Origin of the sequence: Nonomuraea sp. NPDC005983 (genome assembly GCF_040614375.1) — a bacterium.
In the GTDB taxonomy this organism is placed as follows: Bacteria; Actinomycetota; Actinomycetes; order Streptosporangiales; family Streptosporangiaceae; genus Nonomuraea.
The window spans coordinates 1-25,015 of record NZ_JBEXUP010000023.1 but is presented as its reverse complement, the minus strand read 5'-3'; the positions used below and the strand labels follow the sequence as shown (position 1 = coordinate 25,015).

The following is a 25,015-nucleotide window of genomic DNA, read 5'->3' as shown; positions in this document are numbered from 1 at the left end:
GGCCCATGCGGGAATCCACCAGACAGGCCGTCGACGCCGCGCTCAAGGCCGCGGACGTCTCCTACGACGAGCCGCGGCCGGGAGCGTTCCTGGTGCGGCTGCCCGGCGAGCACAAGCTCGCGACCATGACCTGGCTGATCGTCGGAGAGCAGGCGCTGCACGTCGAGGCGTTCTTCTGCCGCCAGCCGGACGAGAACCACGCCGAGTTCTACAAGTGGCTGCTCGGCAAGAACGGCTCCATGTACGGCGTGCACTTCTCCCTCGATCCCGCCGGCGACGTCTACCTCGTCGGCAAGCTGCCGCTCGGGGGAGTCGACGCGGACGAGATCGACCGGATACTCGGCTGCGTCCTGACCTACGCCGACGACTGGTTCGACCGGGCCCTGGAGCTGGGCTTCGCCTCGTCCATCAGGCGCGAGTGGGAGTGGCGGGCCAAGCGCGGCGAGTCGCTGGCGAACCTGCGGGCGTTCGCGCGCTTCGCCGACCCCGCCAACCACCCCGCCGGCCGGCCAGTGTCCTGAGTCACCCCACGGCGACGGGCTCCGCCTCCGGGTTCGGCACCACCCGCGCCCTGATCACCAGGCCGAACGCCACCACGGCCAGCCCCAGCACGCCCGAGACGACGAACGGCGCGGCGGGCGTCCAGACGTCGTAGAGCCAGCCGCCGAGCGCGGAGACGGTCAGGATGCCCAGCGCCCCGCAGAGCGCCTGCACCCCGAACGCCGACCCGCGCACCCGGGCGGGGGCCTGCTGCGCCAGCAGCGGCCCTGCGGTGTTGATCCCGGCGATCTCCCCGATCCCGACCAGGGCGGCGACGACCAGCATGCCGGGGCCGAGCGGGTCGTCGATCAGCAGCGTCGACAGGTACGACACCGCGGCCAGCGCCTGGCAGCCGATGACCAGGTTCTGCCGCTTCACGCGGTCGCCCAGCCAGCCGAGCAGCGGCGAGGCGAGCAGCGCCATCGTGTGGGCGACGCCGACGACCATGCCCGCCCGCGCCAGCGAGGCGGCCATGGACATGCCCGCCTCGCGCACGCCCTGGTCGGCGACCCAGAGCGACATGAACCCGGCGACCACCGCCAGATCGGCCCTGGCGACGAACGCGGCGGCGTAGGCCAGCGCCACGCCCGGGTCGCGCACCAGCCCCGCCCCTTCGCGTACCAGCCTGGTCAGCGGGACGTGCGGCACGCTCACCGACGGCGACAGCACGAACCGCATGACCAGCCCCACCGCCAGCAGCCCCACCGCGACCACCAGGAACGACACCCTGGCGGCGCCCGCCTGCGACAGCCCCTGCCGCTCGAACAACTGTGGCAGCCTGGCCAGCCCGAACACGGCCGCCATCGCGCCCAGCCCGCTGAAGACCCCCAGTACCCCGTAGGACCTGCCGCGCGAGCGCTCCGCGGCGTAGTCGATCGCGAGCGTGGCGAACATCCCGCCGAGCGCCGCCGCGCCGAGCGAGAACACCACCCTGAGCGCGACGAGCGCGACCGTGTCGCCCGCGAAGGGGAACAGCGCTGTCCCCACCGCCGCCAGGACGAATCCGGCGATCACGATCGGTCTGCGGCCGTAGCGGTCGGCGAGCGCGCCGAACCAGGCCAGGCTGACGATCATGGTCAGCTCGGCGGCGAAGCCGAGGACGCCCACGATCCGGCCCTGCGCCCCGGACGGCACGCCGAGCACGCCCGACAGGATGTACGGCTGCGCGGTCGGCAGGAACGAGATCACCATGGTCGCCGTGAGTCCGACGAACCAGCAGGCGAGCAGATTGGTCTTGGTGTGACCGGGAGCGAGCCCCACACCTAACACCCGGGATTCGGCCATGCCCGAGATCATTATCTGGAAATAACGTAAGATCAATGGCTGTGACGGAGTCTGGGAGTTTTGATCCAAATATCCCGAATGTCGCACGGATGTATGACTATTTTCTGGGCGGAAAGGACAATTTTCCCGCCGACCGTGCCGCAGGGGATCAGGTATTGAAGATCGTCCCGCATATCCCTGTCGGAGCGCGAGAGAACCGCGCCTTTCTCGGACGGGCCGTGCGCTTCCTCGCCGCCAACGGCATCAGGCAGTTTCTCGACATCGGCGCCGGACTGCCGACCCAGCAGAACGTCCACCAGGTGGCCGAGAGGGCGGCCCCGTCGGCCAGGACCGTGTACGTCGACAACGACCCGCAGGTCCTCGCCCACGCCCGCGCGCTGCTGTCCGACAGCCCCAACGTGCGCGTCCTGCAGGGGGACCTCCGCAACCCGCGGGCGATCATCGACCACCCCGAGCTGCGCGGGCACCTCGACCTCGGACGGCCCGTCGCGGTGCTGCTGCTGGCGATCGTGCACTTCGTCCGCGCGGACCCCAAGCCGATCGTCGAGGAGCTGATGGCGTCCCTCGCGCCCGGTAGCTACCTGGTGCTGTCGCACGTCTGCAGCGACATCCAGCCCGAGGCGGTGCCGGGCGTGGAGAAGATCTACCGGGGCGCGTCCGCCGGGTTCACGGCCAGGCCCTCGTCCGAGATCATCTCCCTGTTCGACGCCCTTGAGCTGGTCGAACCCGGCGTGGTGAACCTGCCGGAGTGGCGCACCGACCTGGTGGACTTCGCGCCGACCTTCGCGGGGGCGCGGCCGTACTTCCTCTGCGGGGTCGCCCGTAAACCATAGGATTGGGCACATGGCGACTTTGGTGCTGCTGCGGCACGGCGAGAGTGACTGGAACGCGAAAGGCCTGTTCACCGGGTGGGTGGACGTCAGCCTGTCGGCCAAGGGCGAGGACGAGGCCCGCCGGGGCGGCGGCCTCCTGGTGGACGCCGGGGTGCGTCCCGACGTCGTGCACACCAGCCTGCTGACGAGGGCCATCCAGACGGCCCAGTACGCGCTGGGGGAGGCCGGCCTGCTCTGGCTGCCCGTGAAGCGCTCCTGGAGGCTCAACGAGCGTCACTACGGCGCGCTGCAGGGCAAGAACAAGGCGCAGACCCGTGAGGAGTTCGGCGACGAGCAGTTCATGCTGTGGCGGCGCTCCTACGACGTGCCGCCGCCCCCGATCGCCGACGGCGACGAGTACTCCCAGATCGGCGACCCCCGCTACGCGATGCTCCCGCCCGAGTTGATGCCCCGCACCGAATGCCTCAAGGACGTCGTCGAGCGGATGCTCCCGTACTGGTACGACGAGATCGTCCCCGATCTGGCGGCCGGTCGCACGGTCCTCGTGGCCGCGCACGGCAACTCGCTGCGCGCCCTGGTCAAGCACCTCGACGGCGTCGGCGACGACGAGATCGCCGGCCTCAACATCCCCACGGGCATCCCGCTGCGCTACGAACTCGACGCCGACTTCCGCCCCCTGCGGGCGGGCGGCGAGTACCTCGACCCCGAGGCCGCCAAGTCGGCCATCGAGGCGGTGGCCAACCAGGGCCGCTGAAACGCGTCAGGCGGGGCCCGGCGGCCCCGCCTGAAGCTCGGTCCTCAGCTCGGGCGCGAGCCTGTGACCAGGTAGACGACGTCGGCCGCGACCCGTACCGCGTGGTCGGCGTACCGCTCGTAGTAGCGGCCGATCAGCGTGATGTCGATGGCCGGCTCCACCCCGTGCGGCCAGTCCTTCGACAGGATGTTCCTGAACAGCCGCCTGTGCAGCCGGTCCATGGCGTCGTCGTCCTGCTCCAGCTCCAGGGCCGACTCGACGTCACGGGACGCGACACAGGCGCCCGCCTTGGTGACCAGGTTCTCCGCGATCTGCCCCATCTCGATGATGGTCGAGCGCGTCTCCGGTGGGATCGCCGAGTCGGGGTGGCGCAGCCGGGCCACCTTGGCCACGTGCACTGCCAGGTCGCCCATCCGCTCCAGGTCGGTGCCCATGCGGAGCGCCGTGATGACCATCCGCAGGTCCACCGCCACCGGCTGCTGCCTGGCCATCAACTCGAAGATGGACGTCTCGATGTTGCTGAAGACGGCGTTCACCTCCGCGTCACGGGAGATGACGCTCTCGGCGAGCTGGAGGTCGGAGTCGAGCAGGGCGGTCGTGGCCCGCGAGATGGCCGAACGGACAAGCCGGGTCATCTCCACCAGCTTGTCGGTGAGCGAGTCGAGTTCTTCATGGTACGCGTCGCGCATGCCGTCACCGTACGTGCCCGACGATGAACGAACTTCTACCAAGAGATGAACTTTCCGGGAAAGAGCCATTCATCCGCAGGTGGGAGGGCTGTCATCAGATTTTCGCGACCTACCATCGGAGGCATGAGTGAGATGGCCATGAGCTTCACGGCCCTGGCCGGGTTCGTGGTGGGAGCCCTGGCGGTCCTGTTCTACCGGAACCAGATCGAGACACCGAGCCGGGCCAAGACAGACGGCAACCCCGAGGCCGGAGCCCTTCCACAGGGGGTCGCCTCGGTCCTTGCCGTGCTGCCGTCGTCCGCCGTCGTCCTCGACGCGCACGACCGCGTGCTGCGCGCCAGCTCGGCCGCGCGCGCGTTCGGGTTGGTCAAGGGCGACAGGCTGATGGCCGCCGAGCTGCTCGCCCTGGCACGGCAGGTACGGCGCGACGGTGAGATCAGAGAGACGGAGATCGACGTGGCCGGGCACAAGTTCGGCCAGGAGATCACCAACTTCGCCGTCCGGGTCGCCCCGCTCGGCTCCCACGGCCAGGTGCTGGTGCTCGCCGAGGACCAGACCGAGCGCCAAAGGGTCGAGGCGGTGCGCCGCGACTTCGTGGCGAACGTCAGCCACGAGCTGAAGACCCCGGTCGGCGCCCTGAGCCTGCTCGCCGAGACCGTCCAGGACGCCGCCGACGACCCCGAGGCGGTCACCCGCTTCGCCGGGCGGATGCAGCACGAGGCCGCCAGGCTCACCTACCTCGTGCAGGACCTCATCACGCTGAGCAGGATCCAGGGCGCGGAACCCATCCCCACCCCGGGGCAGGTGCCGATCGACGAGTGTGTCAACGACGCCATAGACCACTGCAACACCAGGGCCATCGCCAAGGACATCACCCTGGTCTCCGGCGGCGCCGAGGGGCTGCGCATCTGGGGCGACGAGGAACTGCTCGTCACCGCGCTGCGCAACCTCATCGACAACGCCATCGCCTACAGCCCTGAACACACCCGGGTCGTGGTCAGCGTCAGACCCGCCGGTGACTCCGTCGAGATCAGCGTCAGCGACCAGGGCATCGGCATCCCTGAAGAGTCGCTGGAGCGGATCTTCGAACGGTTCTTCCGGGTCGACGCCGCCAGGTCCCGCGCGACCGGCGGCACCGGCCTCGGCCTCGCCATCGTCAAGCACGTCGCAGCCGCGCACGCCGGCGAGGTCTCCGTCTGGAGCAAGGAAGGCTCCGGATCCACCTTCACCCTCCGCCTGCCCGCCTTCGGCGGCACGGCGGTGGCAGTACCACCCTCAACTCCCCTGGAGGCCGCACCATGACCCGAGTTCTCGTCGTCGAGGACGAGGAGTCGTTCTCCGACGCCCTGTCCTACATGCTGCGCAAGGAGGGCTTCGAGGTGTCGGTCGCGGTGACCGGGCCCGAGGCGCTCGACACCTTCGACCGCAACGGCGCCGACCTGGTGCTGCTCGACCTGATGCTGCCCGGCCTGCCCGGCACCGAGGTGTGCCGCTCGCTGCGGCAGCGCTCCAAGGTGCCGGTCATCATGCTGACCGCCAAGGACAGCGAGATCGACAAGGTCGTGGGCCTGGAGCTGGGCGCCGACGACTACGTGACCAAGCCGTTCTCCTCGCGCGAGCTGGTCGCCCGCATCCGCGCCGTGCTGCGCCGCCAGGGCGACGTCGTGGAGGAGCTGGAGTCGGCGGTGCTCGCCGTCGGCCCGGTGCGCATGGACGTCGACAGGCACGTCGTGGCCGTGCGCGGCGAGCAGGTGCAGCTCCCGCTGAAGGAGTTCGAGCTGCTGGAGGTGCTGCTGCGCAACGCGGGACGCGTCCTGACCCGCGGCCAGCTCATCGACCGCGTCTGGGGGGCCGACTACGTGGGCGACACCAAGACCCTGGACGTGCACGTCAAGCGGCTGCGCGCGAAGATCGAGGCCGATCCGTCCAACCCGCGCTGCATCCTGACGGTGCGCGGGCTCGGCTACAAGTTCGACGCCGCCGACGAGTGACCTGACAAGCGAGAGCCCCTGTTCCGGCCGGAACAGGGGCTCTCGCTTGTCAGGGGCCGCCTTCTTCTGAGGCCTCCCGCTGGTTTGGGACCGCCCGCGCCGCCGACGTGCCGTACGCGGCCTTCTGGGCGTCCGTAGGGCTGTGACGGCCTTCTGGGCGGTCTGGGCCGTCGTCGACTGTCAGCGTGCCGTACGCGGCCTTCTGGGCGTTCCCGTGGCCGTCACGTACGCGGCCGCCCCGGCGGTGTAGCGGCAGTCAGCGTGTGCGTGCGCTGCCGCCCCCGCGTGGCGGTCCGGGCCGTCCGCTGCCGTCAGTGGGCCGCTTCCGTGGCCGCGGCTGAGGGAGAGGCCGACGGGGTCGGGGCCGCGGTGGCGTTCGGCGCCGCGGGGTAGTCCTTGAACTCGCGGCTGCGCGTGACCACAGGGACGTTCAGGGACACGACGCCGGCGTTGGCGAACTGGAGGTCCAGGCGGATCGTCTCGCCGCCTCTGAGGCCCTTCGAGATGCCCTCCAGCATGAGCTGAGGGGTCGGCTTGCCGGTGTTGACGAGCTGGTTGCTCGGCAGCTGGATCGGCGCGGCGACCTTCACGGCGCCCATGTCGCCGGCCGAGACCGCCTGGAGCGTGTCGGGGGCGCCCTTGGTGTTGAGGATGTTCAGGTAGATGGGGGCCGAGCCTCGCCAGGCGAGCTGGGCGCCGGAGTCGGGGCCGAGGATGAACGCCTGCGGGATCTCGATGCCCCGCGTGCCGTAAGCGCCGTTGTCGATGAGGGCGGCCGCTTCGTTGGGTGCGTATGGCTTGTTGGTGTTGGCGTCGAATCCGGCCGAACAGCCCGCGAGCACGGGGGCTGCCAGGAGTGCGGCTGCGGCGATAGCCCAGCGACGGCTGGTCACGAGCGGGTTCTCCTTGGTGTGGCGCATGGGGGTGGCGCATGCGGGGATGGGCAGCGCCTACCATATCCACCTCAATCGACGGTCATATCCACACCCCCGCAGGTCATTAGCTATGTCCGCATATGCGATTCATACAGTTGACCGCTTGTCAACCCCTAATATGTCGCTTTGACCTGCAGTTATGATGATTTCACTGTTCCGGGAGGCTGTGGACGCGTGGTACCCTGGAGTACAGCGGAAGGGGTACTTGTCACATGACTTTCCAGGTCGGCGACACTGTCGTCTACCCCCACCATGGGGCTGCTCGGATCGAAGCAATCACGACGCGATCCATCAAGGGTGAGGAAAAGACCTACCTGGTGCTCAAGGTCGACAAGGGCGACCTTACCGTCCAGGTGCCAGCTGAAAACGCAGAACTCGTCGGCGTGCGCGATGTTGTCGGCCAGGAAGGCCTTGAGCGGGTTTTCGACGTCCTTCGGATGCCGCACACGGAAGAGCCGACCAACTGGTCTCGTCGCTACAAGGCCAATCTCGAGAAGCTCGCCTCCGGCGATGTCAACAAGGTCGCCGAGGTGGTTCGCGACCTGTGGCGGAGAGACCGTGAGCGCGGTCTGTCCGCGGGCGAGAAGCGCATGCTCGCCAAGGCCCGCCAGATTCTGGTGAGCGAGCTCGCCCTCGCGGAGAAGACCAACGAGGACAAGGCAGAGGCCCTGCTCGACGAGGTTCTGAACTCCTGAACACGAATCTTCCGCGGGTGGGCGTCGGCGTCGACGTCCACCCGTTCGCATCTGGACGCGAGCTCAACCTCGCCGGGCTGCACTGGCCGGGAGAGACGGGCCTCGCGGGCCACTCCGACGGCGACGCGGCCGCCCACGCGGCCTGCGACGCCCTGCTGTCCGCCGCCGGGCTCGGCGACCTGGGCGGCCTCTTCGGAACCACAGACCCCCGCTGGGCCGGAGCCTCCGGTGTCGCCCTGCTGGAGGAGACCGCGCGCCAGGTGCGCGCGGCGGGCTTCGAGATCGGCAACGTGGCGGTCCAGATCATCGGCAACCGGCCGAAGCTGGCTCCGCGCCGTGCGGAGGCCGAGAAGGCGCTCAGCGCCGCTCTGGGGGCTCCTGTGAGCATCAGTGCCACCACTACCGACGGGCTCGGGCTGACCGGGCGCGGCGAGGGCGTGGCGGCCTTCGCGACGGCGCTCGTCGTCAACCTTTCCTGAGAGCCTGGCGTCCTTCTCCGGGATGCGTTGAAGGTATCCCGGCGGGGTCGTGCGGCCCCGCCGCCTCATGGGGCGACGGCGGTCCGTTTCTGGCGCGGTACGGACCGCCGTCTTCCAACTGGGATAGCTTTCAGATATGTCGGGTAAGTCCCCTTTGAGACATTTGAGCGTCTTCGGGGGGAGCTACACATGATCGGCGCGATTGTTTCCGCGATCGTCATCGGAGCCATCGTGGGCGCGCTCGCCCGGCTCATAGTCCCGGGCAAGCAGAACATGTCCATCGGCCTGACGTTGATCGTCGGCATCGTGGCCGCACTCCTTGGGACGTTGATCGCCCAAGGGTTCGGCTGGGCCAACACCAAGGGCATCGACTGGATCGAGCACTTCCTCCAGCTCGCGCTGGCCGTGATCGGCGTCCTGATCGTGGCCCGCGTGCAGGGCGGCGGCCGAGCCGGTCGAACCGGCGGAACCGGTGGAACTCCCGTCTGACCTGCTCGTTCGTAAAGAACAGGCATAATCGTCAAGGGCGGGGTAGCGATCTCACCGTGAGAGTGAACGGCTCACCCTCATGGGGAGGTTTCACGTCATGACAATCCAGTCCATCCTTGGCGCCATCGTGATCGGCGCCGTGATCGGCGCGATCGGTCGGCTCCTGCTCCCCGGCAGGCAGGCCATCGGGTGGATCCTCACCGTCGTCGTCGGCATCGTGGCGGCCCTGCTGGGCACCCTCATCGCCCAGGTGCTCGGCGTCGCCACGACCCCCGGCATCGACTGGATAGAGCTGGTGATGCAGGTCGTCCTGGCCGTCATCGGGGTCGGTCTGGTCGCCGGGCTACGGCGCGGCAGCAGCGTCTAGACGGTGATGTAGCACGATCCCTGGCCGGGATCGCGTCGCAGGCCCGCCCGGGTGACCGGGCGGGCCTCGGCACGCCTAGTCCTCCGGGGGAACGGGGGTGCTGCGGAGCCGTCCCGAGGGGGCGTCGCCGAACGGACGGCGGTGCGGCGCCGTATCGTCGTCCTTGGACGCCCGCGGCTGCTCCTCGTCGGCGGGCTCGGGGGCGGGGACGGCGTCGTCGATGATGACGGGGTGCGGCTGGGTGTCGGCGTCCTTGTCGGTGACGCGGGGGTGGACGAGGACGTCGGTGGGCTTGACCCGGTCACCCCAGCGAACGGGGCGCGGCTTGGGCTGCTCCTCCGGCTCGGGCTCGGGGTGCTGTGCGCCCTCGGGGTCCTGAGCTGGCTCGGGGTCCTGTTCAGCTTCCTGGAGGGGACTGGCCGCTTCACGAGGCTCGGCTGTTTCGCGGGGCTCGGTTGCCTGGAAGGGTTCGGGCGCTTCGTGGGGTTCGGGGTCGCGGAGGGGCCCGGGTTCCTCGTCGGGCTCCGGCGCCTGGGCGGGGTCCGGGTCGGGAGCGGCGGGGGCGGGCCAGCGGGTGACGCGTTCGGAGATCGGCGGCGTCTCGGAGGCGGGAGTGGGCGCGGTGACCGGGGTCGCCTCCAGCGTGGGGTGGCCGGTCGGCGGGAGAGACGGCGCGGTGTCGAGCGGCGCCGCCTCAGCCGGATGGATGGGACGAGGCCGCGGGACCTCAGCCGTCTGGACGCGGTGGAAGGGGACGATGTCCGGCTCCGCCGTCGCTTCGACGTCCTCGACCGTGGCCGTCCTGCGCGCCTGGACCTGCTTGATGACCAGCAGCCACAGCCACAGCGCCAGCGCCAGCATCACCCACGGCGCGACGGCCACGCCCACGGAGGCGGGCCGGACCGGGATGTCGACGCGCAGCGTCGTCGTGACGTTCACCACGGCGGCGGCCACGATGAGCAGGACCAGCACGACCGCCGCCTGCAGCCGCACCAGCAGCCGCGCGGAGCCGAGCAGCAGCACGCCGATCAGCGCGACCGCGAGCAGCGCGTCGAAGGCCGCCGGGTAGAGGTAGGCGAGGTCGGTCCTGGCCTCGCCGCGGATCGCCAGCGCGCGCAGGCCGTCGAAGGAGAGCGCGCACGCGGCCCCGGTGAGGGCGGCGACCGCGAGCCCGGCGAGGGCGATGCCCAGGCGGCGGAGCAGAGAGGGGGGAGTCACGTCCATGGCGGTCTCGAGCCTACAGAAGAATGGGTCAGGAGACCGATCAAGGAGAAGAGATGGCCGAGCTTCCCGACAGCGCGCGCGTCCTTTTCGACGCGCCGAACTACGCGACCGTCACCAGCGTCAACCCCGACGGCATGCCGCAGTCGACGGTGGTGTGGGTGCGCACGGACGGCGACGACGTGGTGTTCTCCACGATCAAGGGGCGGCGCAAGCCGCGCAACTTCGCGCGCGACCCGAGGGCGAGCGTGCTGGTCATGGACCCCGCGAACCCGTTCCACTACGCCGAGGTGCGCGGCCGGGTGACGATGGAGGACGACCCGGCGGGCGACCTCATCCAGGAGCTGTCGCTGAAGTACACCGGTAAGCCGTGGGAGGAACCGCCGGGCAACGAGCGGCTGATCGTCCGGATCCGGCCGGAGAAGGTCACCTTGTACGGGTGATTATTCGACCTGTCATGGTGGCGGAGGCGTTAGCCTTGCCTTCGTGAGCCTGCACCTCTACGACACCAGTACGCGCGCCATCCGTGAATTCGTTCCGGTCGAAGCCGGCCGGGCGTCGATTTACCTGTGTGGGGCGACCGTACAGGCTCCTCCGCATATCGGGCACATTCGCTCGGGCGTCAATTTCGACGTGCTCAGGCGCTGGCTCACCCGTTCCGGATACGACGTGACGTTCTGCCGCAACGTCACCGACATCGACGACAAGATCATCAGGGTGTCCGCCGAGGAAGGCGTGCCCTGGTTCGTGGTCGCCGAGCGCAACCAGCGCGCCTTCACCTGGGCGTACGACACGCTGGGCTGCCTGCCGCCCACCGCCGAGCCCCGGGCCACCGGCCACGTCCCCGAGATGATCACGCTCATGGAGCGGCTGATCGCGGCCGGGCACGCGTACGCGTCCGGCGGCGACGTCTACTTCGACGTCCGCTCCTACGCCGACAGGTACGGCTCGCTCTCCAACCAGAAGGTGGAGAACATGCGGCCCGCCGCCGACACCGACGACGAGTCGTGCAAGCGCGACCCGCGCGACTTCGCGCTGTGGAAGGGCGCCAAGCCCGGCGAGCCGACCTGGCCCACTCCGTGGGGTCCCGGGCGTCCCGGCTGGCACCTCGAATGCTCGGCCATGGTCACCAAGTACCTCGGCCCGACCTTCGACATCCACGGCGGCGGCCTCGACCTGATCTTCCCGCACCACGAGAACGAGATCGCCCAGTCCCAGGCGGCTGGCGACGGGTTCGCCCGCTACTGGCTGCACAACGGGATGCTCAAGATCGGCGCCGAGAAGATGAGCAAGTCGCTCGGCAACTCGCTGCTGATCCCGGAGATGGTGCAGAAGGTCCGTCCGGTGGAGCTGCGCTACTACCTGGCGGTGCCGCACTACCGGTCGTCCATCGAGTACTCGGAGGAGGCGCTGCAGGAGGCCGCGGCCGCCTACCAGCGCATCGAGGGCTTCGTCACCCGCGCGGCGGAGGTCATCCACGACGTCGACGCCGACGCGCCGCTGCCGCAGGCGTTCGTCGACGCGCTCAACGACGATCTCGGCACCCCGCAGGCCCTCGCGGTCGTCCACGAGGTGGTCCGCGAGGGCAACGTGGCGCTGGCGCACGGCGACAAGGAAGCGGTGGCGCGCCTGCTGGCCGAGACCCAGAACATGCTGGACGTCCTGGGCCTCGACCCGCGCTCCCCCCAGTGGCGCACGGCGGGCTCCGACCTGAAGCCGGTGGTCGACGCGCTGGTGGCGGTGGCCCTGGAGCAGCGCAAGGCGGCGCGCGACCGCAGAGACTACGCGGCGGCCGACGCGATCAGAGACCAGCTGACCGCCGCCGGCATCACCGTCGAGGACACCCCCCACGGCCCCCGCTGGGAGCTCAAGCGCTGACCTTCCCGCGCCCCTCAGGTCGTCCGGCGACCAGTTCCCCGGACTGCCGGATGACGGGAAGGGGCGCGTCGTCCTGGTTGGCCAGGATGACGATGACGTACCCCCCTTGTCAGGGTCCGCCCCTCGTAGCCTGGGGTCCCGCCGTTGTGACCGACGATTTCTTGCCCATGGAAGCGACGCACGACCTGGCCCGGGCGGTGCTGGGGGCGCGGCGCTCCCGATCCGCCAGGCCGTACCCCTGTTTCATCAGGGACGCCCGTCTTCGCCACCAGAACCGCGCCGGAGAATTCGCCGGGGGCGGCCCGCTGTTTCAGACAGTTATCAAACGCCCGCCAATTCGGTGCGTAATTCTCGGACCGCATGGAAACTGGATTCGCCGATTCCGGAGCCCCGTGAGCGACGATGACCGCGGGAGTCGGCAGTATCAGCGCTCGGCGGCTCATGGACTTTTCCTCGATCCCCTTTTCTGCTGGCGCTGAAAAGGGTCGCACCTTATCGTTGCGGCATGCCTCAACCGTTCAACCAATCAGTTGATCAGAGCCCGGGAGGCGGCCGGTGACGATACGCCTGCAGCTCCACAACACAGGCGCTGACCTGGCCGCCTTCGGCTGTTCGCCGGCCCACGAGACGCTGCGCAGCCTGCACGTCCTGAACGCCGTCAAGCACCACCCGCTGCACATTTCCTGGGCGCTGCGCACGCGCGCCCGAATGTCCCGCGAACTCAAGGACGAAACAGAAAGATTCGCCTTCTGGTGCCTCGACAGGCCGCTGGTATTCCAAGAAATCTGGCCGCAAGCCGACAGCTGGTCCTGGGCGGATGAAGTGTCCGCATTACTCGCGGCCCCCGTCGACCACTTCGCGGACCCGTTGATCCGCAGCGCCGTGCAAACCGGCACGGTCGGCCCCAGAATTCGCCTGGGCATGTTTCTTCGCAGCACGGATCTACAGGAACAGGCGCTGTCACGAATCCAAACCCGGCACCCCGCGTCGCTGCCCGTCATGCGCGAACTGATCGCAGACCCTGAACGCTGCCGCGAGCGTTTCGCCGCGTTCCTGGTGTCCTACTGGCAGACCTGCGTCATGCCCGACTGGCTGGCCATGGAGACCCGCCTGCGCAGTGACATCGCCCGCCGCGGGCACGCCCTGTCCCGGCGCGGCCTGCCCCGCATGCTGGAGGAACTCTCCCCCCACGTGCGGCTCGACCAGAGCACCGGCGACGTGCTGATCCGGCCGCCGGGGCCGCTCGGCGACCCGCTCGACCTCACGCTCGCCGAGCAGGACCAGATCCTGCGGAGCCGCCGCGCCCTCGCCGCCTGCTGCGGAACGCCCAGCGCAACCGGCACCCGTGGCGGTAGCAGAAGGCGTACGCCTGAGATGTACGCCTGCCCGAACGGTGTCCTGAGGATCTCCAACGCCTTGCCGAGTTCGGTCGCGTCGAGCAGCCGCCACGTCGCGAGGTAGCCTGCGGCCTCCTTTCGCATCCACCCAGCACACGAGCAGCCGCCCACCGGCTTCCGCAACCTGATGGAACAAGCGGCGATCGGGCTCCCGCAACCCGAAGGAGCACGCGGTGATCGGGCTTCCGCAACCCGAACGAGCATGTGACCGACCGGGCTCCCACGACCTGATGGAGCACGTGAGATTCGGACTCATTCACGACGTATGGGCGTGACGCGACCACGCTGGTGGCCACCTTCTACGTGGGCACTCATGCAGCATGCGCGTGGGCGCTGCCCCTCTCGCACGCAGACGGGCCGGCGTCGTGTCGGCTTCCCGGTCGCGACACACGCCGGACCCGTCGGGGCTCCTCCGGAGAGAAAGCTCCTTGAACAGGATCCGATAGCGATCAGGCTTCGTACATGCCTGCGATCGTCAACTTGATGCTGTGCGGACCGCTACCAAATGCTGTCCGATACGGATACGTCTTCGTCGATGTGAAACGCATCGGCGACGAGGTGTTCCACGCCCGCGTCCACGACGGGACGATCGAGATGGTCCTCGGCCCAGCCCAACAGCCCGACGGCCGTGTCGAGACGACGGAGGACGTCCTCATCGACATGGCCGAAGGCCGGACGTCCCTGATAGATGCGATCATGGACGGATCCGCCTGGGCTTCCGGTGACCGCTCCGCCCTCGACAGACTGCACGGTTTGTTCCAGTTGCCGCGCCCCAGGCTCGCCGGGCCTGAGGGGGGCGGCGGCCCGAGTACCCTTGACACCATGGCAGCAGGGGGTAGGGCGTCGGGCAGGCCCGCGAAGAAGAAGGGCCCGTCCAAGGGCACCGGAGGGCAGGTCCGCCGGGGCCTCGAGGGCAGGGGTGCGACCCCGCCTGCCGAGATGCGCCACTGGTACAAGGACAAGGCCCGCGCCGAGCGGGTCGCCCGGGAGGAACGCGGCGGCAGCCGCCGTCCCGCAGCCGCCAGGCAGCGGCGCTCCGACGACGCGCCCGAATACATCGGCGGCCGCAACCCTGTGCTGGAGGCCCTGCTCGCAGGCGTACCGGCCACCGCGCTGTACGTCGCCCAGCGCATCGACAACGACGACCGCGTGCGCGACTCCATCAAGATCGCCGCAGAACGCGGCATCGCGCTGCTCGAAAGCACCCGCGACAAGCTCGACCGCCTCACCGAGGGGGGCGTCCACCAGGGCGTCGCCCTGCAGATCCCGGCCTACGAGTACGCGCACCCGTCGGAGCTGGTCGAACTCGCCCACGACGCCGCCGAGGTGCCGCTGGTGGTGGCCCTCGACGGCGTGACAGACCCGCGCAACCTCGGCGCCATCGCCCGCTCGGCCGCGGCATTCGGAGCGCACGGCCTGCTCGTCCCGTCCCGCCGCTCGGCCGGCGTCACGGGCGGCGCGTGGAAGACGTCTGCGGGCACGCTCGCCAACCTGCGCGTGGCCCGAGCGGCGAACCTCACGGCGGCGCTCAGGGAGTACCGCGAGGCCGGCATGTTCGTGATCGGCCTCGACGGCGAAGGCACCGTCGACATCGGCGACGTCGACCTGCTCACGGAACCGCTGGTGATCGTCGTCGGCTCCGAGGGCAAGGGCCTGTCGCGCCTCGTCCGCGAGCAGTGCGACGTCGTGACACGCATCCCGATACAGGCGGCGGCGGAGTCGCTGAACGCGGGAGTGGCGGCCGGGGTGGCGTTGTACGAGGCTGCTCGTCACAGGCGTCGCTAGCGTCTACACTGATAGGCCGCGCCGACGTAGCTCAATCGGCAGAGCATCTGTCTTGTAAACAGAAGGTCAGGGGTTCGATTCCCCTCGTCGGCTCTGCAGAATGAAGCCCCTGAACTGGTGTTTCCGGTTCAGGGGCTTCATGTTTGTCAGGACAATGTCGCGATCTTGCTAACACCCTTGCTAACACAGTGGCTCCCAGGTGGCTCCCAATCAGCCGTTGACGGCCCTGACCAAGACCCTCGCGGCAGCCTCCGATGACCAGCCGAGCAAGAAGAAGTCCCCGAAGCTCCGTGACGGCGTGATGAAGCGCGGCACCACCTGGTCGTACGTCATCCGCGTCAGGGACCCGGAGACCGGCGAGAGCAAGCCGCGCTGGGTGAGCGGCTTCGCCACTGAGGACGACGCCAAGGCCGCCCGTGACGAGGCCAGGGTGAGGGCTCGGCGCGGCGAATACATCGATAGGAACGCGATCACGGTCGCCGAATACCTCACCGAGTGGATCGGGGGGCACGCCGTCGAGATCAAGCCGCACACCCTCAAGGGCTACCGCGACATGATCCGCCTCTACATCACACCCCGGATCGGAGCCGTCCGCCTCCAAGCACTACGCCCATCGGCGATCACGAAATTCTACCGCGACCTGCTGACGAACGGGGGCAAGAAGGGCGGCCCACTCGCGGCGAACACCGTCAAGCACGTCCACACGGTGCTCCGCAAGGCCCTCACGGACGCCGTACTCGTGGACGAGATCCTGCCCAACAACCCGGCCGAACGCGCAAAGCTCCCCCAAGTTCAGGCCACCGAACCGCGCATGGTGTGGACGCCCGCCCAACTCCGGGCCTTCCTCGGCACCGCCAGCGACCACCGCCTGTTCGCCTTCTTCCACTTGGCCGCCTACACAGGCGCCCGCCGCGGCGAACTGCTCAACCTCCGCTGGACGGACGTCGACCTAGATAAGCCTCAGATCCACATCACCGGTACGACAGCGGTGATCGACCGGCAGCGGGTGGAGGGCACCACCAAGAGCGGCCGTTCCCGCGTGGTCTCCCTCGATCCGAGCACGGTCAAGGTCCTCAAGACGCACCGCGCCCGCCAGGACGAGGAACGTATCAGACTCGGCGAGTCATGGAAGGGCGGAGGCGGGTACGTGTTCACGACGGGCTGGGGAGACCCTCTTTTCCCCGATACGCCCAGCTCCCTGATGCCCAAGCTCATCGAGACCCACAACAAGCAGAACCCGAGAGGTCAGCTCCCCCACGCCCGCCTTCACGACCTCCGACACATCCACGCCACCACGCTGCTCCTGGCGGGCGTACCCGTCCACGTCGTCGCAGCCCGCCTCGGCCACGCCGACCCAGCCATCACCCTCCGCGTCTACGCCCACGTCATCCACGAGCAAGCGGCGACGGCTGCCGACGTCTTCGTTCTCCTTGGAGGTCAAGCGGGCGATGTAGTCGTTGAGGGCGGTGATGAGGATGCGGCGGGAGCCGTCGATGCGGACCGAGTCGACTGCACCGGCGGTGAGTAGTTGGTAGAGCTTGCTGCGCGAGATGGCCAGGGCTTCGGCGGCTTCGGGGACGGTGAGCAGGAGTCGGGTCATTGATGGCCTCCCGAAGCGGTGCCGGTGATGGCTGCGGCGAGGAGCGCGTCGCCGGCCGAGTGGCCCTGACCGGCGTACTGCCAGTGGGCAATGACGAGGACGGTGTTCTCGTCGAACAGGGGCAGACGCCCATGAGTGACCTCCTCGGTGAGAACGAAGCGCTCTCTCGCTGCTCGGAGTTCGCCGAGGGTGGTGGAGTAGCGGCGGCTCTTGGTGGAGAAGTGGCCACGGAAACCGAGCATGTGGGCCCATTGGCGAAGGCGGAGCGGGACAAGGTCCGGGTGAGTCTCGGGGCTGCCGAGGTCCCAGGCGGTGCGGATCAGGCGGGCGGCGTGGTCGGTGACGCCGTGGGTGTGCAGGCGGGCGAGGTCGTGGTGGGTGACGCGGCGGTCCAGGGTGCCGGACGTCTCGGCGGCCTTGGTGGCGTACTTGGCGATGTAGCCCGCGACGGCTGCTTCGGACAGGGCGTTGTCGTCGAGGCCGGCGGATTGGATTGGGCGGACGTCGATAGTGCCCCAGGTGATCGGGTGGCCGGATTCCGGAGCGGGCAGGCGTACGGCCTGGGCTGCGGATCGGATCGTGGTGGTGAGCAGGTCGAGGGTGGCCCAGGTGGGCGGGGTGGTGAGGGTGCCGCCGTTGCGCCCGTCGAGGCGGATGACGGCGTGGAAGTGGACGACGCCTCGGGCCTGGTATTCGGCGACCTTGGCGAAGGACAGGCGGGTGATGCGGGCGAACTCCTTGCGGGTCAGGCCGGTGGCGGCGGCCAGGTGCTGGCGCAGGTAGATGGTGAAGCGGTGCCATAGGGCGGCGGCGTGGGCGTTCCATAGGACGTGGGCGGTGTAGTCGTAGGTGTGGGGTCGAGCGGTTGGCCGATGGTCGGGTCTCCTTGCTGGTGGCGGGTGAAGCAGGCTGAGCCGGTGCGGCGTGGGCGGCAGACGGTGGTGGTGCCGTCCTTGTCGGGGCCTCGGTGGACGGGGCCGAAGGACGGGGCGGTGAGAGTGGCGAGGACTTTTGGGTGGGTGCGGACGATGTCGGGCACTCCTTTGTCTCCGCCGAGCAGGCCCGCGCGGATGAGGTGGAAGGTGTCTTGGCGGTAGGTCTCGGCGCAGGCCGGGCAGCGTGAGGCGCGGCGGTTGCCGCAGCGGACCAGGAGTTGGCCGTGCGGCTCGTCGCGGGTGGTGAAGGTGTGCAGGACTTCGCCGGTGGTCCCGTCCAGAGTGGCGGACTCGCCGGTCAGGCGGATCGGGTCGGTGCAGCCGCGGAGCCGGTCGACCTGGCGCAGCCAGCGGGTGACGTCGTGGTTGGAGCGGCGGGCCAGGTCGCGGATGACGGGGCCGATGAGGTCGCCGAGCTGGGCGGGCGCTTCGGTCACTGGGCGGCCTCCTTTCCGGTGCCTTCGCAGTGCGGGCAGTGGATGACGATCAGGTGGTGGGTACGGATCGAGCGGACGCGGACGGAACCATCCGTCACATTCCGGGCAGGGCCGGTGGCGCATACTGGAGTTCCTTCGTTGAGTGCGGAGGGTGACGCCCCACGGGGACGGCGGGCTGCCAGGCTTGAGCCGTCCCGTGGTGGCGTCGTTGCGGGTTAGTTCTGGTTGTCGATGCCGGTGCCGGAGCAGTCGCGGCAGGTGGCGTCGTCGTACAGGCCGGTGCCGTTGCAGGTGGCGCAGGCGTAGGCATGGATCACTCGGGTTCACCTCCTTGCGGTGTGCAGGGGCAGGGCTGGTCTGGAGTGGTGGTGTCGCAGTCGGGCGGGTCCCCGTCGAAGTCGCAGCCGTAGCGGGCGCAGCAGTCGCAGAACGGGCACGGTAAGCGGGTCACGGGTGGGCGCCGTTCCAGGTCGGGCACCGACACTTCTTGGTACGGCTGCACCGGGCGCGCTCGGCGGTCATCGGGTGCCCCTTCCTTGGCAGGTGGGGCAGGTCTCGGTGACCTCGATGATGAGGGTCGGGCCGGTGGAGTTGGGCTGGCTGCGGTATGCGGTGATGGTGGCCAAGCCGAGGCAGCGGCGGCAGTTGGGCTGCTTCATGCCGGGTCTGCTGGCGCGGCGGTGATCCAGGCGACGCGCTTGCCGCTGGCGTGGGCGATGGCGGCCAGGACGCGGCCGAGGTTGGCGGTGTCGAGTTCGGTGATGGTGGGGCCGAGTTCGACCGGCAGGCCGTCGGCGAGTGAGACGGCGATGCGCAAGACGGCGGCCTCGCTGGCGGAACAGGGCATACGGCCGCAGGACAGGGCGGTGTGGGCGGCCTGCCAGTCGATGACGGCGTAAGGGGTGCGGGTGTAGGTGGCGGTGATGTAGTCGATGGCGTAGCGGCGGAACTCGGGGCGGTGCAGCCAGACGCTGTGGCGGATGAGCAGTTCGACGGCGGCTTCCATCGGGTAGGAACCGCGGGCCCAGGCGCGGGCGGCGTTGGCCAGGTCGGTCGGGGTGGGGTTGGTCATGAGACGGGTTCCTTCCGGATCTGGGTGAGCAGGTCTGTGGCCAGGTCGGCCGAGACGCCCATGCGGGCGCGGAGTTGCTCGCCGGTGATGGGGCGGTGGTGGGTGGTGTGGTGGTCGTTGGCCAGGCGGCGGGCGTAGGCCACAAGCGCCGGCGACAGGCCGGGCTCGGCCGGGTGCGGCTCGACGACCTCCAGCGCGGGCACCTCGACGGTGACCGGCTCGATCGCGTCGGCCGTACCGACGTCCTCGGTGTGGTCACCAGGAGCCGGAGGGCGGTGGGAGACGCGGCGCTCCAGCATGGAGACCGCGACCGAACGCCACAGCGGGAGTGGCGGCGGTGATCCAGCGCCACACGCTCGGGTGCGCGGTGGCCAGGTTCGCCGCCAGGGTGAGCACGATGCCGCCGGTCAGCACGAGCGCGGGCCACGAGAGCAGGCCGCCGCGGCGGCGGCCGGTGCGCTTGTCGCGCTGGAGTTCGCGGGCGGCCATCACGCACATCAGGTCGATGCACACGGCGACCGCCCACGCCTGCCAGCCGAGCTGCCCGTGCCGGGTGGCCAGGTCGCTGATGTGGGTGAACGAGCCCACAGCGGCGATGAGGGCCAGGACCAGAACCGGGCCGGTGTCGAGCACCTTGGAGCGGATGCGGCCCATCAGGGCACCTCCCTTCTTCAGGCATGGATGGGTAGGGACCTGGCGTGATGGGCTCACGCCGGGGCCATGGGGAGCGGTGGTTAGGTGGGTTCGCCTTCGCGGGCCAGGGCCTCCAGCTCCGCATCCGTCACGGTCACGGTGTCGGTGCCGGTGAGCAGGTCGGCCCAGGCAGGCGCGAGTCCGGCGTTGGCTTGGGCGGCGGCCTCGGCGACTTCTTCACTGACGTAGACGGACCGGGCCCGATACCAGCGACCGTCATCAGCGACCACGACGGCGGTGCCGGGCATGTTCGCGGCGATCTGCCGGGCCGCGTCCAGGGCGGCCGGGTCGGTGTCGCCGAGGGTCATGGTCGCGGTCTCCGGATCGTTGACCCGGTGGCAGACCCGCCCGGACAGTTGCGAGCGCAGGGCGGTGACGCCGGGACCAAGGTCGGAGCCGACCCGCTGACCGCAGACGAACAGGTACAGTCCGAACGCTCGTCCCAGCTGCGCCAGTCGCAGGAGCGCGGTGGCGGTCGAGGCGATTTCCTCCTTCTCTCCCTTGTGCGCCATCAGGAACAGCTCGGCCACCTCGTCGACCAGGACCACGACCGGTGTCGGGCGCAGGTCCTCGGGGAGCTTCCAGATGTTGCGCGCCTTGTTCGCCCGGCACAGGGCCATGCGGGTCTTGATCAGGCAGATCAGGTCGTTGAGCAGGCCGACGCATTCGGCCCGTTCAGTGGCGATGGCAGACAGACGCGGTCCGTAGGCGGTCAGCTCCACGCCGCCTTTGAGGTCGAAGCCCACCAGCGCCACCGGCTGCGCGGACAGGCCCGTGATAAGCGCGTTGAGCAGGGTCGACTTGCCCGATTGAGTGGCTCCGGTGTTGAGCCAGTGGGGCACAGTACGGAAGTCGACCACCCAGGGCGCGCCGGTCTCCAGCAGACCGACCCGCACCCGTAGCAAACCCTCGGACAGGACGGGGATACGAACCTCGGACAGCGGATCGCCTCTCGTGGCGAGAAGGGTGATCCGGCCGGGCTTGGACGAGACAAGCCGTACCGAATGCACACGCCAGGCGTGCGCGAGGTTGGACAGCCGGGCGCTGTAGTCGTCCGGCGTCTGGCCATCCATCAGCTTGACGTTGACCCGGAAGCCGAGACGACACGGGCGGATGACGCCGAGCCGGGGCGGCTTGTCGATCTGCACGCGGCGGACCTTCCGCTTCTGTGCGAGTGAGATCGTGGCGTGGCCGACGACCGGCAGGCCGTCGAGGGTGTAGCGCCAGCGGCGCCGCTTACGGGTGAGCGTGCAGCCCAGGGCGACGTTTCCCCAGGTGAAGTAGACGTGCGCGGCCTTGAGCGGGTAGCCGACGCCGAGCCAGAACGAGGCGGGGTGCAACGTGCGCCACACCAGCAGGACCGTGCAGACCGAGGCCAACGCGATGGCCAGCGGGATCAGCCAGGCGGACATACTTGGAACGTTCCTTTCGTACCGCGAGAGGAAGACCCCGGAGCGGGCGGTGAGCTGCCAGGCGATGCGCCCGCTCCAGGGGTGCTACTGCGGCTAAGCCGCCTTGGCGTTGGCCACTGCGATGGTCTCGGCACGAAAACCGAGGCCGGAGCGGCCGTTCATCGACCAGAAGAACGCGGCCAGGCCGACCGGCCGGACCTGCACGCCCTCGGGGATCTGCGGGAACGTCTCGCTCGGGAACGTCACCACGATCACCGGATTGCGCCGGTCGTCGTTCGGCTTGGGCAGGAGCGGGATCGTGTACAGCTCCCGCCCTTCCGCGTCTCGCTTCACCTCGCCGGTGGCGCGGTCCACGATCTTGGGCTCGGGCTCGCCCGCGACCGTGAACGCCAGGCTGGTGATGTCGACGGGGATATTGCGCATGATGATCTCCTCTGAAGGTTGCCTAACTTGGCTAGGCATCTTGCTGACGAGTTCATGTTGCCCAGCATGGCTAGCCATGTCAAGCATGTGTGAGTAACTGGACTAGGCAACCTAGAAGAACTAGGCTGATTTGCGTGATGAGTCTCGATCCCGACGACCCCCGCCCGCCGTACCAGCAGGTCGCCAACGCCTTGCGCGCCGCGATCCTGACCAAGAAGTTCGAGCCGGGGGAGAAGCTCCCCTCAGGCCACGACCTCGCGAAGAAGTACGGCGTGGCGCGCATGACCGTGCAACAGGCCATCCGCCTCCTGCGCGACGAGGGCCTGGTCGTCTCCCGGCAAGGCAGCGGCGTGTTCGTCCGCGAGCGCACCGAGCGGCCGGTCGAGCTCCGCCCGCACATCGAACGGGCCTTTGAGGAGCCGAACGTCTCCATCGACTTCGCCGGCTTCTCCGGCGAGACCCTCAACGGGATGCTTCAAGAGCCACTCGACAAGATCCGGCTAGGACGGCTCACACCCGAGTCCATCAACATCCGCATCCTGGTCCCCGACATGGAACACCCCATGTCCCTGCCCTGCCGAGCCGAAGACCTCTCAGACGATCCGGTGATCCGGACCCGCGCCCTGCGCATCCAGCAGCGCAGCACCCAGGCCATCGCCGACGCCGTACACGAACTGGCCGACCTCGGCCTCGTCAAGACCGCCAGCGTCCACGTACGCGTCCACCAGACCGCACCCGCATTCAAGTTCTACGTGATCAACCACGAGCGCGTGTTCTTCGGCTTCTACCCGGTGGTCAAGCACACCGTGCGGATCAAGGGCGAGCCGCACGAGCTGTACGACGTGATGGGAAAGGACGCGCTGCTCTTCCACTACGAGATCACCGAGGATCCCAGCTCGATGGCCTCGCAGTACGTCAGCGAGGTACGGCGCTGGTTCGACAGCATGTGGACCACCATCAGCCGCGAGGTTGAACTATGACCACCGCGGTCGACCTCCTACGCCAGGCCGAAGCCGTGCTGCTCGACTTCGATGGACCCGTGTGCCGCGTCTTCGCTGGGTTGCCTGCGCTGGTGGTCGCGACCCGCCTCAAGGAACTGCTCATTAGGGAAGGGGTACGGTTGCCGCAGGACGTAGAGGCGCTGGACGACCCGCTCAAGGTTCTGCGGCGAACCGCTGACATCGCACCCGAACTAGTCGACAAGGTAGAGACGGCGCTCATGGCCAGCGAAGTCGAGGCCGCGACATGCGCCGAGATCACGCCTGGCGTTCGCGAGTTCCTTGAAGCATGCTCGGCGGCCGGCAAGCCGGTCGCCATCGTGAGCAACAACTCCGAACCCGCGATCGAGACCTTCCTTGCGCTGGCGGACCTTGGGGAGTGGGTCACCGCGGTCTCCGGGCGCCCCATCGGAGAGCCAGAGCAGATGAAGCCGCATCCGCAATCGACGCTGCGGGCGTGCAAATCGCTGGGCGTCGAGCCCGCTCAAGCCGTACTGATCGGCGACTCCGACTTCGACATGCAAGCCGCCAACAACGCTGGAACCCACAGCATCGCCTACGCCAATGAGCCGGGAAAGGCCGAGAGCCTCACGCGAGCCGGAGCCGATGCATTGATCGACAGCATGGCCGAGCTGGCGCACCAGGAATAGCGAGCCCGTGGCAATAGCCGGGGAGGCGGTCTGTCTCGTCTCACCTGATGCTTGACGCAATGGCATCGGATGGTGCCTGACACTTCTAGTGCAGTGACCGCATAGGTTCGCCGGATTGGTCAGGTTGCAGGCGCTGCCCCTCCTGGTTGGTCAGTCTGCGCACACGGACAGGCTCAGCCACCGCGTCTCCAGCGGGCGGAACGGACGTCACCGCACATCCAACCGCCACGACCGCCAACCCGGTGAAACTTCCCAGTCAGAGGTCTACTTGTCGCGTAAGGTCTCGATTTCGGCGGCCAGCACGGCCATGTCGCGCACGTGCGTGTAGTACTTGGCTCCGTACTCGTCGTCGATCGCTGGGAGAACCTTCTCGAACGCCGCTATGAGCCTCATCAAGCCTGCGCGGCGCTGCTCATTGAGCGGGCCTTTGAGGACGCCGGAGGCGTAACCGTAGGTGTCCGCGTCGAGCAGCACCATGTCCTGGCCTTCGATGTTCAGGCCGCGGAAGCTCGGCGGGAACGGCGTGGTCATGTGCTCGGCCATCATCTGCGACAGCGCGTCGAGCTTCTCTTCGAACATGCGGGAGATCCTGCCAGGGGCACGCGTGCGTCGGGGCTCGGCTCGACCTCACCCGGTGAACTTATGCGGTCACAGCACTAGCTGCTGTTCCACTGTTGGTGACGACCTACTTAATCCGCGTGATCTCCTGGGCCATCCGCGGCGCCAGCCCTCGCGGTTGCTGAAAAGTCACGCCCGTCAGGTGCTCGGGTTCGTTTCCCCTAAGGTCTTTCCCTGCGGAGCAAGATGCTCTGCGCTTCGTTACGGACGCCGGCATCCTCATCGGACGTCAACTCCCGCAACTGCTCAACAAGCTGATCTGCACCGTTCTCCGCTGACCAGCGGGGATCACCGGAGATTTCGGCCCACAGGTGATCAGCGGTTTCGAGATCCTGCGTGCGGGCGAGCGCCGTCAGCACGACGCGCAATCCATGGGCGTCCCCCCGTTGCATGAGGGCTTCCGCGGTCTCATGGATGACCCCTGTGTCATCGGGATCCAGCAGGAGGCGGTGAAGGACCTCGCGTACCTCAGGTGCCTGTGCCTCTTTGGCGAGGCGCCGTCCAGCGGTGGCCCTCACCGTCCACAACGGAGAGTCGGCCTCATGAATCGCGCTGGTGATCAACTCCACGCGCGTACGTTCCTGTTCGCGATCACCATGCACCCGCTCAACTCTAGGACCCCACGCCGACCATGCTGAACGGTCTCCCGAAACGTCAATAACGCTACGAGCAGGCCCAGAAGACAATCAACCGAGACCAGAGTGTCAACCATCAATCGAGCCAGGACAACCGGGACAGGACACAGCCGGGAAGGCGGTCCATGATTCATACCTTCCCTACGTCATCAAGCCGCCGCCCGATGGGCGGCGGGCGGCCGGGCGGTCCGGGCGGGCGATCCGA

29 protein-coding genes, 1 tRNA gene and 2 pseudogenes are annotated in these 25,015 nt (G+C 68.7%); 17 read left to right on the top strand and 15 right to left on the bottom strand.

Annotation, left to right across the window (positions count from 1 at the left end):
• The first annotated feature begins 5 nt into the window (after positions 1–5).
• Complete coding sequence (locus ABZ297_RS13580) at positions 6–521, top strand: YbjN domain-containing protein (protein WP_355344342.1); 516 nt, start codon at positions 6–8, stop codon at positions 519–521.
• Between the two features lies 1 nt (position 522).
• Here the strand turns inward: ABZ297_RS13580 and ABZ297_RS13575 are convergent, their stop codons facing one another.
• The gene (locus tag ABZ297_RS13575; RefSeq protein WP_355344339.1) at positions 523–1,824 is read right to left on the bottom strand and encodes an MFS transporter; all 1,302 of its coding nucleotides are present in this window, start codon (positions 1,822–1,824) and stop codon (positions 523–525) included.
• Positions 1,825–1,859: 35 nt separating this feature from the next.
• Here ABZ297_RS13575 and ABZ297_RS13570 point away from each other — a divergent pair, with 35 nt between their 5' ends.
• Both ABZ297_RS13570 and ABZ297_RS13565 read left to right on the top strand, forming a co-directional pair.
• On the top strand, positions 1,860–2,657 hold the full coding sequence (locus ABZ297_RS13570) for an SAM-dependent methyltransferase (protein ID WP_355344336.1): 798 nt from the start codon (positions 1,860–1,862) through the stop codon (positions 2,655–2,657).
• Between the two features lie 10 nt (positions 2,658–2,667).
• Positions 2,668–3,411: a phosphoglyceromutase gene (locus ABZ297_RS13565; RefSeq protein ID WP_355344333.1), complete on the top strand. Its 744-nt coding sequence runs from the start codon at positions 2,668–2,670 to the stop codon at positions 3,409–3,411.
• A gap of 44 nt (positions 3,412–3,455) precedes the next feature.
• Here ABZ297_RS13565 and phoU read toward each other — a convergent pair whose 3' ends face one another.
• A complete protein-coding gene (phoU, locus tag ABZ297_RS13560; RefSeq protein ID WP_355344330.1) occupies positions 3,456–4,100 on the bottom strand; it encodes a phosphate signaling complex protein PhoU in 645 nt (214 codons plus the stop codon).
• A gap of 123 nt (positions 4,101–4,223) precedes the next feature.
• Between phoU and ABZ297_RS13555 the strand changes: the two genes are divergently transcribed.
• Positions 4,224–5,402: an ATP-binding protein gene (locus ABZ297_RS13555; RefSeq protein ID WP_355344327.1), complete on the top strand. Its 1,179-nt coding sequence runs from the start codon at positions 4,224–4,226 to the stop codon at positions 5,400–5,402.
• Complete coding sequence (locus ABZ297_RS13550) at positions 5,399–6,091, top strand: response regulator transcription factor (RefSeq protein ID WP_355344324.1); 693 nt, start codon at positions 5,399–5,401, stop codon at positions 6,089–6,091. Before ABZ297_RS13555 ends, ABZ297_RS13550 begins: the two co-directional genes overlap by 4 nt.
• A gap of 311 nt (positions 6,092–6,402) precedes the next feature.
• Here ABZ297_RS13550 and ABZ297_RS13545 read toward each other — a convergent pair whose 3' ends face one another.
• Entirely contained in the window at positions 6,403–6,984 is a 582-nt protein-coding gene (locus tag ABZ297_RS13545; protein ID WP_355344321.1) for a copper chaperone PCu(A)C, read from the bottom strand.
• 254 nt (positions 6,985–7,238) lie between these two features.
• Between ABZ297_RS13545 and ABZ297_RS13540 the strand changes: the two genes are divergently transcribed.
• The 4 genes from ABZ297_RS13540 to ABZ297_RS13525 all read left to right on the top strand — a co-directional run bounded on the left by ABZ297_RS13540 (position 7,239) and on the right by ABZ297_RS13525 (position 9,056).
• Positions 7,239–7,721 carry a CarD family transcriptional regulator gene (locus ABZ297_RS13540; RefSeq protein WP_020544658.1) on the top strand — a complete coding sequence of 161 codons (483 nt, stop codon included), beginning with the start codon at positions 7,239–7,241 and terminating at the stop codon, positions 7,719–7,721.
• Between the two features lie 17 nt (positions 7,722–7,738).
• Positions 7,739–8,200 carry a 2-C-methyl-D-erythritol 2,4-cyclodiphosphate synthase gene (gene ispF, locus ABZ297_RS13535; RefSeq protein ID WP_355344316.1) on the top strand — a complete coding sequence of 154 codons (462 nt, stop codon included), beginning with the start codon at positions 7,739–7,741 and terminating at the stop codon, positions 8,198–8,200.
• A gap of 189 nt (positions 8,201–8,389) precedes the next feature.
• Positions 8,390–8,689, top strand: coding sequence for a GlsB/YeaQ/YmgE family stress response membrane protein (locus tag ABZ297_RS13530; RefSeq protein WP_355344313.1), 300 nt, complete (start codon positions 8,390–8,392; stop codon positions 8,687–8,689).
• Between the two features lie 97 nt (positions 8,690–8,786).
• Positions 8,787–9,056 carry a GlsB/YeaQ/YmgE family stress response membrane protein gene (locus ABZ297_RS13525; protein ID WP_355344311.1) on the top strand — a complete coding sequence of 90 codons (270 nt, stop codon included), beginning with the start codon at positions 8,787–8,789 and terminating at the stop codon, positions 9,054–9,056.
• Between the two features lie 75 nt (positions 9,057–9,131).
• Here ABZ297_RS13525 and ABZ297_RS13520 read toward each other — a convergent pair whose 3' ends face one another.
• A complete protein-coding gene (locus ABZ297_RS13520; RefSeq protein ID WP_355344308.1) occupies positions 9,132–10,280 on the bottom strand; it encodes a DUF2637 domain-containing protein in 1,149 nt (382 codons plus the stop codon).
• A gap of 53 nt (positions 10,281–10,333) precedes the next feature.
• Here ABZ297_RS13520 and ABZ297_RS13515 point away from each other — a divergent pair, with 53 nt between their 5' ends.
• From ABZ297_RS13515 to ABZ297_RS13505, 3 genes are all read left to right on the top strand, one after another.
• Positions 10,334–10,720: a PPOX class F420-dependent oxidoreductase gene (locus ABZ297_RS13515; RefSeq protein ID WP_355344306.1), complete on the top strand. Its 387-nt coding sequence runs from the start codon at positions 10,334–10,336 to the stop codon at positions 10,718–10,720.
• 43 nt (positions 10,721–10,763) lie between these two features.
• On the top strand, positions 10,764–12,155 hold the full coding sequence (gene cysS / locus ABZ297_RS13510) for a cysteine--tRNA ligase (protein WP_355344304.1): 1,392 nt from the start codon (positions 10,764–10,766) through the stop codon (positions 12,153–12,155).
• 555 nt (positions 12,156–12,710) lie between these two features.
• Positions 12,711–13,616, top strand: coding sequence for a DUF5937 family protein (locus ABZ297_RS13505; protein ID WP_355344301.1), 906 nt, complete (start codon positions 12,711–12,713; stop codon positions 13,614–13,616).
• 434 nt (positions 13,617–14,050) lie between these two features.
• Here ABZ297_RS13505 and ABZ297_RS13500 read toward each other — a convergent pair whose 3' ends face one another.
• Positions 14,051–14,302: a hypothetical protein gene (locus ABZ297_RS13500; RefSeq protein WP_355344298.1), complete on the bottom strand. Its 252-nt coding sequence runs from the start codon at positions 14,300–14,302 to the stop codon at positions 14,051–14,053.
• 72 nt (positions 14,303–14,374) lie between these two features.
• Here ABZ297_RS13500 and rlmB point away from each other — a divergent pair, with 72 nt between their 5' ends.
• The 3 genes from rlmB to ABZ297_RS13485 all read left to right on the top strand — a co-directional run bounded on the left by rlmB (position 14,375) and on the right by ABZ297_RS13485 (position 16,865).
• Positions 14,375–15,337: a 23S rRNA (guanosine(2251)-2'-O)-methyltransferase RlmB gene (gene rlmB / locus ABZ297_RS13495; protein ID WP_355344295.1), complete on the top strand. Its 963-nt coding sequence runs from the start codon at positions 14,375–14,377 to the stop codon at positions 15,335–15,337.
• A gap of 20 nt (positions 15,338–15,357) precedes the next feature.
• Positions 15,358–15,430, top strand: a tRNA-Thr gene (locus ABZ297_RS13490).
• A gap of 124 nt (positions 15,431–15,554) precedes the next feature.
• Positions 15,555–16,865 carry a tyrosine-type recombinase/integrase gene (locus tag ABZ297_RS13485; RefSeq protein WP_355344292.1) on the top strand — a complete coding sequence of 437 codons (1,311 nt, stop codon included), beginning with the start codon at positions 15,555–15,557 and terminating at the stop codon, positions 16,863–16,865.
• Here ABZ297_RS13485 and ABZ297_RS13480 read toward each other — a convergent pair.
• The 8 genes and pseudogenes from ABZ297_RS13480 to ABZ297_RS13445 all read right to left on the bottom strand — a co-directional run.
• Positions 16,839–16,937: pseudogene (locus ABZ297_RS13480) on the bottom strand (DNA-binding protein); the annotation flags it as partial. The gene ABZ297_RS13485 and the pseudogene ABZ297_RS13480 overlap by 27 nt on opposite strands.
• Positions 16,934–18,432, bottom strand: a pseudogene (locus tag ABZ297_RS13475) (replication initiator). The pseudogenes ABZ297_RS13480 and ABZ297_RS13475, both read right to left, overlap by 4 nt.
• Positions 18,433–18,827: 395 nt before the next feature.
• On the bottom strand, positions 18,828–18,968 hold the full coding sequence (locus tag ABZ297_RS13470; protein WP_355344289.1) for a hypothetical protein: 141 nt from the start codon (positions 18,966–18,968) through the stop codon (positions 18,828–18,830).
• Positions 18,965–19,381 (bottom strand): hypothetical protein, encoded by a 417-nt coding sequence (locus ABZ297_RS13465; protein ID WP_355344286.1) that lies wholly within the window; start codon positions 19,379–19,381, stop codon positions 18,965–18,967. Before ABZ297_RS13465 ends, ABZ297_RS13470 begins: the two co-directional genes overlap by 4 nt.
• Positions 19,378–19,680, bottom strand: coding sequence for a hypothetical protein (locus ABZ297_RS13460; protein ID WP_355344283.1), 303 nt, complete (start codon positions 19,678–19,680; stop codon positions 19,378–19,380). Before ABZ297_RS13460 ends, ABZ297_RS13465 begins: the two co-directional genes overlap by 4 nt.
• Positions 19,637–20,035: a DUF2637 domain-containing protein gene (locus tag ABZ297_RS13455; protein ID WP_355344280.1), complete on the bottom strand. Its 399-nt coding sequence runs from the start codon at positions 20,033–20,035 to the stop codon at positions 19,637–19,639. The genes ABZ297_RS13460 and ABZ297_RS13455 overlap by 44 nt, the downstream gene beginning before the upstream one ends.
• 80 nt (positions 20,036–20,115) lie before the next feature.
• On the bottom strand, positions 20,116–21,486 hold the full coding sequence (locus tag ABZ297_RS13450) for an FtsK/SpoIIIE domain-containing protein (protein ID WP_355344277.1): 1,371 nt from the start codon (positions 21,484–21,486) through the stop codon (positions 20,116–20,118).
• Between the two features lie 93 nt (positions 21,487–21,579).
• Positions 21,580–21,909 carry a hypothetical protein gene (locus tag ABZ297_RS13445; RefSeq protein WP_355344274.1) on the bottom strand — a complete coding sequence of 110 codons (330 nt, stop codon included), beginning with the start codon at positions 21,907–21,909 and terminating at the stop codon, positions 21,580–21,582.
• A 137-nt stretch (positions 21,910–22,046) separates the two neighbouring features.
• Between ABZ297_RS13445 and ABZ297_RS13440 the strand changes: the two genes are divergently transcribed.
• Together ABZ297_RS13440 and ABZ297_RS13435 are read left to right on the top strand one after the other, a co-directional pair.
• On the top strand, positions 22,047–22,889 hold the full coding sequence (locus tag ABZ297_RS13440; RefSeq protein WP_355344513.1) for a GntR family transcriptional regulator: 843 nt from the start codon (positions 22,047–22,049) through the stop codon (positions 22,887–22,889).
• Positions 22,886–23,557, top strand: coding sequence for an HAD family hydrolase (locus ABZ297_RS13435; protein ID WP_355344271.1), 672 nt, complete (start codon positions 22,886–22,888; stop codon positions 23,555–23,557). Before ABZ297_RS13440 ends, ABZ297_RS13435 begins: the two co-directional genes overlap by 4 nt.
• 264 nt (positions 23,558–23,821) lie before the next feature.
• On the opposite strand, the gene ABZ297_RS13430 is transcribed toward ABZ297_RS13435, so the two are convergent.
• Positions 23,822–24,136: a hypothetical protein gene (locus tag ABZ297_RS13430; protein WP_355344268.1), complete on the bottom strand. Its 315-nt coding sequence runs from the start codon at positions 24,134–24,136 to the stop codon at positions 23,822–23,824.
• Positions 24,137–24,336: 200 nt separating this feature from the next.
• A complete protein-coding gene (locus ABZ297_RS13425; RefSeq protein WP_355344265.1) occupies positions 24,337–24,744 on the bottom strand; it encodes a HEAT repeat domain-containing protein in 408 nt (135 codons plus the stop codon).
• Positions 24,745–25,015: the final 271 nt, after the last annotated feature.

What these genes read in the sequence shown, in the direction of transcription:
- ABZ297_RS13580 (WP_355344342.1), top strand. Translation starts at nt 6, where the DNA reads ATGCGGGAATCCACCAGACAGGCCGTCGACGCCGCGCTCAAGGCCGCG.
- ABZ297_RS13575 (WP_355344339.1), bottom strand. Translation starts at nt 1,824, where the DNA reads ATGGCCGAATCCCGGGTGTTAGGTGTGGGGCTCGCTCCCGGTCACACC.
- ABZ297_RS13570 (WP_355344336.1), top strand. Translation starts at nt 1,860, where the DNA reads ATGGCTGTGACGGAGTCTGGGAGTTTTGATCCAAATATCCCGAATGTC.
- ABZ297_RS13565 (WP_355344333.1), top strand. Translation starts at nt 2,668, where the DNA reads ATGGCGACTTTGGTGCTGCTGCGGCACGGCGAGAGTGACTGGAACGCG.
- phoU (WP_355344330.1), bottom strand. Translation starts at nt 4,100, where the DNA reads ATGCGCGACGCGTACCATGAAGAACTCGACTCGCTCACCGACAAGCTG.
- ABZ297_RS13555 (WP_355344327.1), top strand. Translation starts at nt 4,224, where the DNA reads ATGAGTGAGATGGCCATGAGCTTCACGGCCCTGGCCGGGTTCGTGGTG.
- ABZ297_RS13550 (WP_355344324.1), top strand. Translation starts at nt 5,399, where the DNA reads ATGACCCGAGTTCTCGTCGTCGAGGACGAGGAGTCGTTCTCCGACGCC.
- ABZ297_RS13540 (WP_020544658.1), top strand. Translation starts at nt 7,239, where the DNA reads ATGACTTTCCAGGTCGGCGACACTGTCGTCTACCCCCACCATGGGGCT.
- ABZ297_RS13530 (WP_355344313.1), top strand. Translation starts at nt 8,390, where the DNA reads ATGATCGGCGCGATTGTTTCCGCGATCGTCATCGGAGCCATCGTGGGC.
- ABZ297_RS13525 (WP_355344311.1), top strand. Translation starts at nt 8,787, where the DNA reads ATGACAATCCAGTCCATCCTTGGCGCCATCGTGATCGGCGCCGTGATC.
- ABZ297_RS13520 (WP_355344308.1), bottom strand. Translation starts at nt 10,280, where the DNA reads ATGGACGTGACTCCCCCCTCTCTGCTCCGCCGCCTGGGCATCGCCCTC.
- ABZ297_RS13515 (WP_355344306.1), top strand. Translation starts at nt 10,334, where the DNA reads ATGGCCGAGCTTCCCGACAGCGCGCGCGTCCTTTTCGACGCGCCGAAC.
- rlmB (WP_355344295.1), top strand. Translation starts at nt 14,375, where the DNA reads ATGGCAGCAGGGGGTAGGGCGTCGGGCAGGCCCGCGAAGAAGAAGGGC.
- ABZ297_RS13470 (WP_355344289.1), bottom strand. Translation starts at nt 18,968, where the DNA reads ATGAAGCAGCCCAACTGCCGCCGCTGCCTCGGCTTGGCCACCATCACC.
- ABZ297_RS13465 (WP_355344286.1), bottom strand. Translation starts at nt 19,381, where the DNA reads ATGACCAACCCCACCCCGACCGACCTGGCCAACGCCGCCCGCGCCTGG.
- ABZ297_RS13460 (WP_355344283.1), bottom strand. Translation starts at nt 19,680, where the DNA reads ATGCTGGAGCGCCGCGTCTCCCACCGCCCTCCGGCTCCTGGTGACCAC.
- ABZ297_RS13455 (WP_355344280.1), bottom strand. Translation starts at nt 20,035, where the DNA reads ATGGGCCGCATCCGCTCCAAGGTGCTCGACACCGGCCCGGTTCTGGTC.
- ABZ297_RS13450 (WP_355344277.1), bottom strand. Translation starts at nt 21,486, where the DNA reads ATGTCCGCCTGGCTGATCCCGCTGGCCATCGCGTTGGCCTCGGTCTGC.
- ABZ297_RS13445 (WP_355344274.1), bottom strand. Translation starts at nt 21,909, where the DNA reads ATGCGCAATATCCCCGTCGACATCACCAGCCTGGCGTTCACGGTCGCG.
- ABZ297_RS13440 (WP_355344513.1), top strand. Translation starts at nt 22,047, where the DNA reads ATGAGTCTCGATCCCGACGACCCCCGCCCGCCGTACCAGCAGGTCGCC.
- ABZ297_RS13435 (WP_355344271.1), top strand. Translation starts at nt 22,886, where the DNA reads ATGACCACCGCGGTCGACCTCCTACGCCAGGCCGAAGCCGTGCTGCTC.
- ABZ297_RS13430 (WP_355344268.1), bottom strand. Translation starts at nt 24,136, where the DNA reads ATGTTCGAAGAGAAGCTCGACGCGCTGTCGCAGATGATGGCCGAGCAC.